The 12,842-nt window shown below is 64.0% G+C and carries 12 protein-coding genes, 1 tRNA gene and 1 pseudogene; 7 read left to right on the forward strand and 7 right to left on the reverse strand.

The window, feature by feature from the left end; all coding sequences use genetic code 11:
• Window positions 1-894: a DUF6708 domain-containing protein gene (locus tag AC25MA_RS00450; RefSeq protein ID WP_486971676.1), complete on the forward strand. Its 894-nt coding sequence runs from the start codon at window positions 1-3 to the stop codon at window positions 892-894.
• Window positions 891-1,148, forward strand: a complete 258-nt coding sequence (locus tag AC25MA_RS00455; RefSeq protein WP_139670126.1) for a PAAR domain-containing protein — start codon at window positions 891-893, stop codon at window positions 1,146-1,148. The genes AC25MA_RS00450 and AC25MA_RS00455 overlap by 4 nt, the downstream gene beginning before the upstream one ends.
• 77 nt (window positions 1,149-1,225) lie before the next feature.
• Here the strand turns inward: AC25MA_RS00455 and AC25MA_RS00460 are convergent.
• From AC25MA_RS00460 to AC25MA_RS00490, 7 genes and pseudogenes are all read right to left on the reverse strand, one after another.
• Window positions 1,226-1,410 (reverse strand): annotated as a pseudogene (locus AC25MA_RS00460) (integrase core domain-containing protein); the annotation flags it as partial.
• Window positions 1,392-1,613, reverse strand: coding sequence for an integrase arm-type DNA-binding domain-containing protein (locus AC25MA_RS00465; RefSeq protein ID WP_213883003.1), 222 nt, complete (start codon window positions 1,611-1,613; stop codon window positions 1,392-1,394). The pseudogene AC25MA_RS00460 and the gene AC25MA_RS00465, both read right to left, overlap by 19 nt.
• Window positions 1,614-1,634: 21 nt before the next feature.
• Window positions 1,635-1,710: transfer RNA gene (locus AC25MA_RS00470), tRNA-Gly, on the reverse strand.
• A gap of 64 nt (window positions 1,711-1,774) precedes the next feature.
• A complete protein-coding gene (pgsA, locus tag AC25MA_RS00475; RefSeq protein ID WP_028692524.1) occupies window positions 1,775-2,335 on the reverse strand; it encodes a CDP-diacylglycerol--glycerol-3-phosphate 3-phosphatidyltransferase in 561 nt (186 codons plus the stop codon).
• Between the two features lie 33 nt (window positions 2,336-2,368).
• The gene (gene uvrC / locus AC25MA_RS00480) at window positions 2,369-4,192 is read right to left on the reverse strand and encodes an excinuclease ABC subunit UvrC (protein WP_050704747.1); all 1,824 of its coding nucleotides are present in this window, start codon (window positions 4,190-4,192) and stop codon (window positions 2,369-2,371) included.
• A 9-nt stretch (window positions 4,193-4,201) separates the two neighbouring features.
• Entirely contained in the window at window positions 4,202-4,840 is a 639-nt protein-coding gene (gene gacA / locus AC25MA_RS00485) for a response regulator transcription factor GacA (RefSeq protein WP_028692526.1), read from the reverse strand.
• A gap of 63 nt (window positions 4,841-4,903) precedes the next feature.
• Window positions 4,904-5,293: a helix-turn-helix domain-containing protein gene (locus AC25MA_RS00490; RefSeq protein ID WP_028692527.1), complete on the reverse strand. Its 390-nt coding sequence runs from the start codon at window positions 5,291-5,293 to the stop codon at window positions 4,904-4,906.
• A gap of 569 nt (window positions 5,294-5,862) precedes the next feature.
• Between AC25MA_RS00490 and AC25MA_RS00495 the strand changes: the two genes are divergently transcribed.
• From AC25MA_RS00495 to AC25MA_RS00515, 5 genes are read left to right on the forward strand one after another with little or no spacing between them, the layout of a single operon-like run.
• The gene (locus AC25MA_RS00495) at window positions 5,863-7,170 is read left to right on the forward strand and encodes a nucleotide sugar dehydrogenase (protein WP_028692528.1); all 1,308 of its coding nucleotides are present in this window, start codon (window positions 5,863-5,865) and stop codon (window positions 7,168-7,170) included.
• 54 nt (window positions 7,171-7,224) lie between these two features.
• A complete protein-coding gene (locus tag AC25MA_RS00500; RefSeq protein ID WP_028692529.1) occupies window positions 7,225-8,757 on the forward strand; it encodes a glycosyltransferase in 1,533 nt (510 codons plus the stop codon).
• A 16-nt stretch (window positions 8,758-8,773) separates the two neighbouring features.
• Window positions 8,774-9,937, forward strand: a complete 1,164-nt coding sequence (locus AC25MA_RS00505) for a PilZ domain-containing protein (protein WP_486971677.1) — start codon at window positions 8,774-8,776, stop codon at window positions 9,935-9,937.
• Between the two features lie 9 nt (window positions 9,938-9,946).
• Entirely contained in the window at window positions 9,947-11,395 is a 1,449-nt protein-coding gene (locus AC25MA_RS00510) for a tetratricopeptide repeat protein (protein ID WP_486971678.1), read from the forward strand.
• Window positions 11,392-12,837, forward strand: coding sequence for an alginate export family protein (locus AC25MA_RS00515; protein ID WP_062359416.1), 1,446 nt, complete (start codon window positions 11,392-11,394; stop codon window positions 12,835-12,837). Before AC25MA_RS00510 ends, AC25MA_RS00515 begins: the two co-directional genes overlap by 4 nt.
• Window positions 12,838-12,842: the final 5 nt, after the last annotated feature.

Raw genomic sequence — 12,842 nt, forward strand, 5'->3', positions numbered from 1 at the left:
ATGGCAGTCATATGGATATTCAATAAAAACTCAAGCTCTGGATACAAGCCAGCAATTAATGGACAGCTAAAAAACTTGTCCACAGACACATTAACCTTGCAAAACCCGTGGGTATCCGATTCTGTATTCATGGCAAAACTATACACCGCCATGACATTAGCCCTGGCTCTTTCTTTCTACCCAGACATTGCAGACCCCGAATACAGACCCATACTACTAGAACGCACCCAGTCCGTGATCCAGTATATTTTTGCACCACTAATATTCACACCTTTCCTCGCCTATAGAATCTATTTCATAAAAAAACTTTCAAACTTCCACTTCATCCGATCAACCAAAAAAATTTACTACCAACGCGGCAAAAAACTTATCACTTTTGACTGGAACAAGACCCATGGTGGCGTATTCAAACGTACCGAATTTGGAGGCTCATCCTTTAGCACCAGTTATGCACTTGCCTTCGCCCCACCTAGAGAGGATGGCAGCCTGCACCAGAAAGATTGCTTATGGGTCGACAGCAACGAACCCACTGAATCCGACATCAAACACGTCGCCGAAGTCTGGGAATACATTCGCCAGTTCATGAACCACGGCCCATCCAAACTCCCTCCTCCCGGCGACCCCAACTGGTGGCACCGGCCGCTTCATGCCATCTGCCTGACCCCGGCAGAAGCCTGGCGCCACTACGCCCCTTGGCGAACCGGCGAGCCCGGTGAAATGCAGGGCAAGAAAAACTGGCAACTGCCGTTCTGGGCCGTGTTGTTCCCCTACAACCTCGGCCTCGCCATCGGCTGGTACGCCGTGTGCCGCCTGTTCAATGTCCGGGCAGCACCGCCTCCGCCAGAGGCTTTCGACGAAGCCCCTGTTCAACTAAAAAAAGGAAAGCGCAAATGAAACCCATCGTACTCGTAGGCCATCGTCATAGTTGCCCTATCCATGGCGAAGGCACCGTAGAAACAGGCGCAAGCGCAGCATTCGTGGATGGCAGGGCAATAGCACGCGTCGGCGACCGAATCAGTTGTGGCGCTGTCATCGAAACCGGTGCTGGCAGCACGATCATCGAGGGCCAACCGGCGGCAAGGGAGGGAGACACCACCAGCCATGGCGGAACCTTGGTCGAGGGTGATCCGGGTTGGTTGATTGATTGACAGCAAAGCCGGCAGATGGCTTTGACAATGTCTAGCCCTGAAATAGATTTACACCTGTTCAGGTAGGCCGATAGGCCTTAAAACGCCCGATGCACCGCATCGGGCGTTTTGTTTTTCAGGGCCATGTTAGGCCGATCTGTGTTGTAGATCTGCACGGCTCAACAACCATCTTCCTTGCCTGTTCCAGACTTTCAGGGCTACTTAGCAGCAGCTCTGTTTTGAGGATTCCGTTGATGCGCTCAGCTAGGTGTTCTGTTCTGCAAGGTTTTGGGTGCGGCGCTGATGCCGGCGATGCGTGCAAGGGTTGGTGCCTTGGGCGATCAGCCGCCGCGCTTCATAGCGCAGTGAGCGCGCCTGACACAGGCCGACGTCGGGGTAGGTACCGAGGCATGCGATCGGAGTGGCTTTGACTGGAACGAAAAAAGACGCCGAAGCGTCTATTTTCAATGATCTAAAGAATCCCATGAAACTCTGTAGATCTATATTTGGAGCGGGAAACGAGACTCGAACTCGCGACCCCGACCTTGGCAAGGTCGTGCTCTACCAACTGAGCTATTCCCGCGTCGTGATGGGTGCCATTCTAGCGATTTCCAGAACGGCGTCAACCCCTTGATTCAAAAAAACTTTTACTTCTGCTCCGAACCTTCGCGCAGGTGCGGCCAGGCGGCCAGCAGGTAGTGCACCATCGAGATCAGGGTCAGGCCCGCCGCGACCAGCAGCAGCCCATAGCCCAGCACCACCCAGAAGGTCAGCAGCGGCGGGTTGGCCAGCAGGATCACCAGCGCCAGCATCTGCGCGGCGGTCTTCCACTTGCCCAGGTTCGACACCGCCACGTGGGCGCGGGCGCCGAGCTCGGCCATCCACTCGCGCAGCGCCGAGACGACAATCTCGCGGCCGATGATCACCGCCGCCGGCAGCGTCAGCCAGAAGTTGGCGTGCACCTGCACCAGCAGGACCAGGGCCACGGCGACCATCAGCTTGTCGGCCACCGGGTCGAGGAAGGCGCCGAACGGGGTGCTCTGCTGCAAGCGACGCGCCAGGTAGCCGTCGAGCCAGTCGGTGGCGGCGGCGATGGCGAACACCGTGCTGGCGGCCATGTAGCTCCAGTGATAGGGCACATAGAACAGCAGGATGAAGATCGGGATGAGCAGGACGCGTAGAACGGTGAGCAGGTTTGGAATATTCATCGGTACGACTGGCTGCGAGTTGAACCCGGCATTCTACTCGCTATGCAGGCTGGCATAAATCGACTCGGCAAGCTTTTTACTGATGCCGGGGGCTTTGGCGATCTCGTCGACACTGGCGCGGTTGAGCTCCTGCAGGCCGCCGAAATGTTTCAGCAGGTCGCGACGGCGCTTGGGGCCGACCCCGGCGACGTCCTCCAGGCTCGATGTGCGCCGGGCCTTGCCGCGCCGGGCGCGGTGGCCGGTGATGGCAAAACGGTGGGCTTCGTCGCGAATCTGCTGGATCAGGTGCAGGGCCGGCGAGTCGCCCTTGAGGGTGAACTCGTGGGCCACGTCGTTCAGGTACAGGGTCTCGAAACCGGCCTTGCGGGTCACGCCCTTGGCCACCCCCAGCAGCGTCAGGTCAGCAAAGCCCAGTTCCTGCATCACGTCGCGGGCCATGTTCAGCTGGCCCTTGCCGCCGTCCACCAACAATACGTCGGGCAACTTGCCCTCGCCGTCCTTGATCCGCCCATAGCGGCGCTGCAAGGCCTGGTGCATGGCCGCGTAGTCGTCGCCAGCGGTAACGCCTTCGATGTTGAAGCGGCGGTAGTCGGACTTGAGCGGGCCTTCGGGGCCGAACACCACGCAGCTGGCCACGGTGGCTTCGCCGCTGGAGTGGCTGATGTCGTAGCACTCCAGGCGTTGCGGCACCTCGTCCAAGTCGAGCACCTGGGCCAGCGCCTCGAAGCGCGCGGCCATGTGCTGGCGGTTGGCCAGGCGGGCATTGAGGGCCTGCTCGGCGTTGGTCACCGCCAACTGCTGCCAGCGCGCGCGGGTGCCGCGCACCCGGTGGCTGATGCTGATTTCGCGGCCGCGCAGGGTCTGCAGCGCCTCGCTGATGGCGGCGAAGTCGTCGTGCACCACGTTGACGATCAGCTCGCCCGGCAGCTCGCGCTCGGCGTTGCCCAGGTAGTATTGGGAGAGGAACGCGGCCATGACTTCGGCCACCTCCTCCTCGATGCCCACCTGGGGAAAGAAGTTCTTGCTGCCCAGCACCCGGCCGCCACGCACGCTGATCAGGTGCACGCAGGCGCCGCCCGGATTGACGAAGGCCGCCACCACGTCGACGTCGCCGGAGCCGCCCTCCATGTACTGCTGATCCTGGACCCGGCGCAGCAGGGCGATCTGGTCGCGCAGCTCGGCGGCCTTCTCGAAGTTCAGGGCCATGGCGGCCTTTTCCATCTCGGCGCTGAGCTCGTTGCCCAGTTGCTGGCTGCGGCCTTCGAGGAACATCACCGAATGGCGCACGTCCTCGGCGTACTCCTCGGCGGCGACCAGCCCCACGCACGGACCCTTGCAGCGCTTGATCTGGTACTGCAGGCACGGGCGGGTGCGGTTGGCGTAGTAACTGTCCTCGCACTGGCGCACCGAGAACGCCTTCTGCAACAGGCTCAGGCTCTCGCGGATGGCACCGGCGCTGGGGTACGGGCCGAAATAACGGCCCTTGGCCTTCTTCGCGCCACGGTGGATGCCCAGGCGCGGGAATTCACCGTCGGACAGGAACACGTACGGGTAGGACTTATCGTCGCGCAGCAGGATGTTGTAGGGCGGCCGCCACTCCTTGATCAGCGTCTGCTCAAGCAGCAGCGCCTCGGTCTCGTTGGCAGTGATGGTGGTTTCGACCTGGGCGATGCGCCCCACCAGGGCAGCCGTCTTCGGCGCCAGCCCGGTCTTGCGGAAATAGCTGGCCAGGCGCTTCTTGAGGTTCTTGGCCTTGCCCACGTACAGCAGCCGGGCCTCGGCGTCGAACATCCGGTACACGCCCGGGCGACCGCTGCAGGTCGCCAGGAACGCGCTTGCATCAAAAGGTTGTGACATGAGGTGTGCTTACAGACTTGCGTCGACCATACCGTGGCGGACGGCCAGCAAGGTCAGTTCGACGTCGCTGGTGACCGAGAGTTTTTCGAAGATTCGATAACGGTAAGTATTGACGGTCTTGGGGGACAGACACAACTTGTCAGAGATGATCTGCACCTTCTGGCAGCCGACGATCATCAGCGCAATCTGGATTTCCCGCTCGGACAGCGCGTCAAACGGCGAGCCCTGGGGCTGGAACGACTTGAGCGCCAGCTGCTGGGCAATCTGCGGGCTGATGTAACGCTGGCCGGCGAAGGCCAGGCGAATCGCCTGGACCATTTCGTCGAGCCCGGCACCCTTGGTGAGGTAGCCCGCGGCACCCGCCTGCAACAGGCGGGTGGGGAACGGGTCTTCCTCGCACACGGTTACCGCGACCACCTTGATGTCCGGATGGCTGCGCAACAGCTTGCGCGTGGCTTCCAGACCACCGATCCCTGGCATCTTCACGTCCATCAGGACCACATCCGGCTTGAGCTCGCGGGCCAGCTTGAGGGCGGACTCGCCAGAGTCCGCCTCCCCCACCACCTGCAGCCCGTCGATGTCGGCCAGCATGCGTGTGATGCCGGTACGCACCAGATCGTGATCGTCGACCACCAGGACCCTAATCAAGCAGACACCTCGTCAGTGGGGCGATTGGATCCCGCCACCTTAACAAAATTTTTCACAACGAACCTAGCGCAAAGCGTCATGGAAATATGCCTGCCGGTCAGGCCGCCGAATGCGCAGCACTTGCGCCCCCCCCTCCTCGCCCGCCAGGCGGTTGAGCAGGTGCCAGACCGCGGCTTGGTCGGCCGAAGGCAGGCGGCGGAACGCGTCGAGCAGACGGTTTTCGTCGGACGTGAGGCTGTCCAGCGGCGCGGGGGTGTGCACGCCGCTCAGCACATAGAGCGCATCGACGCCCTTGCTGGCGACGGCCGCGAGGTAATCCATGCGCGGCGTGCGTTCGCCGCTCTCGTATTTGCCCTGGGCGTTGGGCTCGACACCGCCGATATCGCCAAAGATACGCTGGGTCAGCCCCAAGCGTTCGCGCTCTTCTCTGAGTCGCGGACCGAATCCGTTCATCTGCTTGCCTCCTTTGCATGAATGGAAGACGGGTGCATCCCGCACCCGAGTGAATGCTTGCGCAGTCGTCCGGCACTATGCCAATTGGATCCAATCCTTGCAAGCCATCATTGCGCCACAGCCGGACGGCTGGTGGACATGGAAGCGCCCGACGACAGACGAAAATAGCACTTCCAAGAATCAGAAAAATCACCCAAGTCAGTAAAAAAGCGTACATCGAAGCACGACTGAAACGGCGGAAAAAGTGTCGAAAAACGCCATTTTGGCGTCATTTTATCGGCACAAACAAGCATATCATTTTTTTGACGCCCAACTTTTATCTAACTTTAACTCATTGTTTTATAAGTAATTTTTAACTTCATCACAGCACACTTAGAATTTATCAAAACAACAACACAACAAAGCTTGCCGAACTATCAGAAAACTCCTTAGGATGTAAAAAGACCACCAAGAAACAGCCTGCATCGCTATATATCTAGCGCGGCCTGATCCTGCGCGTCTGGCATTTTCACAACTTCTTGAACTGAGTATCTCGGCCGGCCTTGCGCCGCGCCTGGGGAGAGGGATCTATGAACATCAGTATCTTCGGACTTGGCTATGTGGGGGCGGTCTGCGCCGGCTGCCTGTCGGCACGCGGGCACCAGGTACTGGGGGTGGACGTCGCCCAGGCGAAGATTGACATGATCAACCAGGGCCGCTCGCCCATCGTCGAGCCAGGCCTGGAACAGCTGCTGCTCGACGGCGTGCGCCAGGGCCGCCTGCGCGGCACCACCGATGTCCAGGCGGCGATCCTGGCCACCGAACTGTCGCTACTGTGCGTCGGCACGCCAAGCAAGGCCAATGGCGACCTCGACCTGGTGTACATGGAAGCGGTGTGCCGGGAGATCGGCGCGGCCCTGCGCGACAAGGCGAGCCGTCATACCGTGGTGGTGCGCAGCACGGTGCTGCCGGGCACGGTGAAGAACGTGGTCATCCCGCTCCTCGAACAGGCCTCGGGCAAGCAGGCCGGGCGTGATTTCGGCGTGGCGGTCAACCCGGAGTTCCTGCGCGAGAGCACGGCGATCCAGGACTACGACTTCCCCGCCATGACCGTGATCGGCGAACTCGACAGCCGCTCGGGCGACCTGCTCGCCGCGCTGTACGAAGGCCTCGACGCCCCGGTGATCCGCAAGTCGATCGAGGTCGCCGAGCTGATCAAGTACACCTGCAACGTCTGGCACGCCACCAAGGTCAGCTTCGCCAACGAGATCGGCAACATCGCCAAGGCCTCGGGGGTCGACGGCCGCGAGGTGATGGACGTGGTCTGCCAGGACTACAAGCTCAACCTGTCGCGCTACTACCTGCGCCCGGGCTTCGCCTTCGGCGGCTCGTGCCTGCCCAAGGACGTGCGCGCCCTCACCTACCGCGCCAGCCAGCTGGACGTGGCGCACCCACTGCTGGCCTCGATCATGGACAGCAATCGCAACCAGGTAGAGAACGCCTTCGACCTAGTGACCCGGGCCGGCAAGCGCCGCATCGCCCTGCTCGGGCTGGCCTTCAAGGCCAACAGCGACGACCTGCGCGAAAGCCCGCTGGTGACCCTGGCCGAACAACTGATCGGCAAGGGCTACGACCTGCGCATCTTCGATGCCAACGTCGACCACGCCCGTCAGTTCGGCGCCAACCGGCAATACATCGAGCAGCAGATTCCCCATGTCAGCGCCCTGCTGCGCAGCGACCTGCAGCAGGTCATCGACGAGGCCGAGGTGATCGTGCTGGGCAACAACGACGAGCGCTTCGTCCAGGCCCTGGACGTCGGCAACGGCAAGCAGGTGATCGACCTGGTCGGCTTCATGGCCGGCAGCAGCGACGCCCAACGCCACGGCATCTGCTGGTAAGGCACGCCGCTGCCCGCCGTCACGGCGGGCCCCGACCCAAGGAGCTACAACGCCATGGAACGACAGCAACAGCGGCCTTTCGCGGCCCCGGCGTACATGCGCGCGGCGGCCGGCTTCTGCGCCTGGGCGCTGCTCGCCGGGCTGATCGCCCTGGCCGCGCAGATGGTCGCGCCACAGTACCTGGACCCCAGCCACCACCAGTTCATCTTCATCATCGGCACCCTGGGCATGTGGCGCTACGGCAACGCCATCGTCCACTACCTGCGCGGCATGTACTTTTTGCACTGGCGCTTCCCACGCCTGCGCCGCCGGGTCGAGCGTCTGGGCGACGCGGCCTTGCCGTCGCACATGTTCATGGTGGTGACCAGTTTTCGCATCCCCACCCATACCACCTTCAAGGTGTACCAGTCGGTGTTCCAGGAGGTGCAGCGGCTCAAGGTGCCGTGCACGGTGATTGCCTCGATCGTCGAGAAGGGCGACGAGCAGTTCATCAAGGACATCATGCGCGACGAGGTGCAGGGACGCGACGACATCGACCTGGTGATCGTCCGCGCCCGCGGCACCGGCAAGCGCGATGGCCTGGCCCATGCCTTCCGCGCGCTGTCGCGGCAGATGCCGCTGGACGACGCGGTGGTCGGCGTGGTCGACGGCGACACCATGATGCTACCCGGCTGCGTCGAGCGGGCGGTCAAGCTGTTCGCCGTGCTGCCCGACGTCGGCGGCCTGACCACCAACGAGTTCTGCGAGGTCGAAGGCAGCCGCTGGATGCGCCAGTGGCACTCGATGCGCTTCGTCCAGCGGCACATCAACATGTGCTCGATGGCCCTGTCGCACCGGGTGCTGACCCTCACCGGGCGGCTGTCGTTCTTCCGCGCCGGGGTGATGACCGACCCTGGCTTCATCCGCGATGTCGAGGCGGATTTTCTCGAGCACTGGCGCCTGGGCCGCTTCCAGTTCCTCACCGGCGACGACAAGTCGAGCTGGCTGAGCCTGATGCGCGCCGGCTGGGACACCTTCTACGTGCCCGACAGCCACACCCTGACCGTCGAGCACCCGCCCAGCGACAGTTTCTGGGTGGCCACCCGCCAGCTGATGTTCCGCTGGTACGGCAACTCGCTGCGCCAGAACTTTCGCGCCACCGCCCTGCTCGGCCGCGCGCGCCTGGGACTGTTCACCCTCTATGTACTGCTCGACCAGCGGGTGTCGATGTGGACCTGCCTGATGGGCCTGACCGCCTCGGTGGTGGCCGGCCTGGTGTTCGGCATCCAGTACCTGCTGGTGTACCTGTTCTGGGTGCTGGTCTCGCGCAGCCTGGTGACGGTGCTGTTCGTCTTCGCCGGGCACCCGGTCAGCCCGATGTACCCGTTCGTTCTCTATTACAACCAGATCGTCGGTTCGCTGATGAAGGTCTACGCGATGTTCCACATGGACCAGCAACGCTGGACGCGGCAGAAGACCACCCTGGCCACCGGCAGCGTCGACTTCGACGCCAGCCTCAACCGCTGGTCCTCGAAGGCGATGCTGTGCTCCTCGATCGCCATCTTCTTCGGGGTCATCACCGTTCTCCTGGAACTCACGCAACGTTAAGGAAAGGCGCCTGCACATGAGTACTTCGAATACCCCGGCGGCCCCGGGCAAGACCGCGGCCAACATCGTCCACGAGGCCATCGACGAGCGTCAGTACGTGCGCACCCGCATGCACGCCCGGGTGCGCCTGTCCGGCGCCGGACGCGAACCGTTCGAGGCCGACCTTGCCGATATCTCGCTGGGTGGCATCGGCCTGCTGTACGAGTCGCCACTGACCGTCGGCGCGCTGTACGACGGCTCGATCCAGCTGCGTCTGAACCAGGTGGACCTGTCGATCGACGGCAAGGTGCGCATCGTCTCCCAGCGCGGCAAGGAGGTCGGCGCGCAGTTCGTCGACCTCGACGCGCAAAAGCGCGACATCCTGCGCTACCTGATCAGCGCTTATCTGTCGGGCGAAGTCGCAGACATCAATGGCCTGTTCAACGTGATGCAGCGCGAGAACTACATCAAGGCGCGCAAACACCAGCAGGCCAGCGCCCGCACCCCGGCCGAGCGCCTCAAGGCCGTGGCCGGCACCGCGCTTTACGCCGCCGCCGGCCTGGCCGCCCTGGGCTTCGTTGGCTACAAGGGCTACCTGCTGTTCTTCCGCATCCCGGCGCTGCAGGCCACGGTCGCCGGCAATGCCCAGGTCATCAGCATGCCGGACAACGGCTACGTGAAGTACCTGCTGCCGGACGGCGCCAGCGAGGTGCAGGCCGGCCAGCCGCTGGCGAACATCTCCACCCAGTTGGCCACCAGCTTCACCAGCCCGGCGGACATGAAGGCCCTGGCCGACCTCGCCCCGGGCGACCTGCAGGCGCTGCTGGGCCGCGCCAGCGTCGAGACGGTGATCAACAGCCCGTGCGACTGCCAGGTCTGGTACCCGTCGCCGCCGCTGGACGGCTATGGCTACAAGGCCGCGCCGATGATGCACCTGCTGCCGAAGAACGAGGGCTTGTTCGTGCGCGCCAACGTGCCGTTCGACAAGCTCGCCGATGTCGGCCGCGTGCGCTCGGTGGAGATGCAGGTGTTCGGCCTCGACCAGCACTTCAGCGGCACCGTGGTCGACGCCCGCTCCGACGAGCTGAACCACAACCTGGCGCTGACCATCCAGCCGGACAGCCCACTGCCGGCGGCGGCCTACCAGAAGGCCGTGGCGGTCGACCTGTACCTGGGCCTGCCGTTCGGCAACGGCAACTGAGGGCCGCTCATGAACGCCAAGAACGCCCCGCGTCTGTTGCTGGCCGGTCTCGGCCTGGCCTGGGCCGGCAGCGGCTGGGCCGGGCAGAGCCTGGAGCAGATCCGCTACGCGCTGTACAAGGACCCAAGCGCCGACGTCACGAGCGACCTGCGCGCCCTCGCCGAGCGTGGCGACCTGGCCTCCAAGCAGCTGCTCGGCGATGTGCTGGCCAACAGCGACAGTGCCAACCGCCAGGACATCGTGAGCCTGTACCAGGAGGCCTTCGCCGATGGCCACGGCCAGATCCCGGCGCTGGCCTCGCTGGCACGCCTGCTCGACCGCACCCCGCGCCTGCAGCGCAGCCACGAGGCGTGGGTGCGTCAGGCCCTGGCCCGCTACCCCAACGACCGTGATCCGCGCAGCACCAGCACCAGCCTGGAGGTGTTCCTGGTCTATCCGCAGCTGTTTCCCGGCGAGCGCGCCGCCGAACTGCTGGCGCTGTACGAACAGAGCTGCCTGCTCAACTGCCGCCCCGAGCTATACCGCGCCGTGGTCGCCGAGCGCCAGGGCGACCGAGCCGCCGCCGAGCGCTGGTACCAGCAGGCGGCACGCATCGACCCGCGCGGCATCGAGCGCTACTACCGCTTCCTCGGCGAGCGCCAGGACCCGGCCTTCCTCGCCTTCGCCCGCAGCCTGGAGCCAGAGATGGCCAGTCTGCCGGTGGAGGTGGTGCAGCGCATCGGCGCGCTGCTGGACAGCATCCACGGCACCACCCGCGCCGAGCTGGATGCCGAGCGCGAGCAGCGCCAGAGTCGCGCCATAGGCCCCAAGGTCGAGCCGACGCCCGAGCAACTGGCCCGCGACAAGGCCGACGACCAGCAGCGCGCCGACGGCATCGCCGAGGCCCAGCGCTGGCTGGACAACGCCGTCGCCCGCGGCTACCTGCCGGCGCAGGTGTCCAAGGCCAACTTCATGATTTCCAACCCCACCGAGCACAACGCCGAGCAGGCCCAGGCGCTGATCGCCCAGGTGCGGGCCAAGGACCCGACCCGGGCCAAGGCGCTGGACGCGGCGTTCTACATGGTCAACAACTGGCTGACCCTGGATCCGCAAAAGTCCCAGGCGCTGATCGACGAACTGATCGCCGCCCATTACCCCGACGCGCAACTGCTGCTGGGCGACCTGTACAGCAAGGGCGGCCTCGACCAGCCCGACCAGGAACGCGCCCTGGCCATCTGGCAGCGACAGGCCGAACAGGGCTCGACCGCGGCCTGGTACCGCATGGCCACTGTGCACCTGCGCGGCCGGGCCATCTGCCACGACCCGGTCAAGGCCTACACCTACGCCCGCATCGCCCTAGACCTGGGCGAGACCCGTGCCCGTGGCCTGATCAAGCGGTTGGACAAGACCTTGCCCAAGGATGACATCGAGCGCGCCCTGGCCGCGCGCAACGATATGTTGAAGGAGGCCACCCTGTGAAAGCCCATCCACCCCTGCTCGGCGCCCTGCTCGCCCTGGCGCCCCTGACAGTGCTGGCGGGCGAGGAAGTCACCGGCCCCGAGGCCGACAGCAGCGCGCCGGTGCGCGTCGCGACCGTTGACGGCAGCGAGCCGGTGATCACCTCGGAGTTCTTCAACAAGCTCACCGTGCAGACCGGCTACGGGCCTCAGGACGCCCAGGTCGGCCGCGAGCGCGAAAGCTTCTACAGCCTGCGCTACGAGCCGTCGTTCGCCTGGTACTCGCCGGAAAAACGCTGGGCCAGATGGATGGTCTACGGCCGCCTGTGGCTGAACTACGACTCCAGCCAGTCGAGCAACCTGGCCAACGAGTCGACCAACAACAATGAACGCGAGCAACCCGAGGGCTGGTACGCCGAGCTGCGCGAGCTGTACGTCAAGCGCAACCTGATCGGCGATGACCCGCGTTTTTCGCTGTCGTTCGGTCGCCAGCGCTTCTACGACGACTACGGTATCTGGTGGGACGACAGCCTGGAGTCGCTGCGCTTCAACTACCAGGACACCTTCAGCGATGCCTTCGTCGCGGTCGGACAGAAATTTCGCAACTACAACACCGACGTCAATTCGCTGGCCGCAAGCGAAGCGCGCACGCTGTACCTGATGGGCCAGTACGCCTATCGCTGGAGCCCGAACAACCAGGTCGGCATGCGCCTGATGCAGGAGAACGACCGCAGCGGCCACGACGTCGACGACCGCTACGACTTCAAGGGTTGGCGCTACGGGTTGTTCTTCAAGGGCGACAACCTGCCGCTGGCCAGCGACTACCACCTGGAACTGGCGGCACTGGACGGCACGATGGACAACACCGCCGGCAACGGCGTCACCAGCACCGGCCACGGCAGCCGCGGCTGGGCAGCGCTGGGCGAGGTCGGCAAGCGTTTCGAGACCTTGCCCTGGACCCCGCGCGTGGCCCTGCGCGGCGGCCTGACCGACAAGCCGGACGACGACAACGACGGCTTTCGGCTCAACCCGATCCAGTCCGACCGCATCACCCGCCAGGGCTCGTACAGCACGCGCCTGGCCAGCTCGTTCGTCGCCCTCGACCTGCGCAACCTGAGCTACTACGGCTTGGCCCTGGAGACCCGGCCCACGGCGCGCAGCGCCCTGGACCTGCGGGTGACCCAGCTCAACCTGCGCGATGAAGGCGGCGCCCTGCCGATCCGCATGGCCGCCGATGCCCGCGCCCGGCGCCAGAGCGAACTGAACGCCGGCCTGCATGGCAAGGGCGACAACGTCGGCCAGATGATCGACCTCAACTACTACTGGAAGATGTTCCCGGTAGCCCTCGACGGCAAGCACCTGGACGTCAACACCCTGGTCAGCGCCAGCTACCTCAACGCAGGCAGCGCGCTGGACAGCGGCGACGACTACCAGCTGAGTGTCGGCGTGGTGATCAGCTACTAAGGACC

The organism is Pseudomonas sp. P65(2024) (assembly GCF_057480955.1).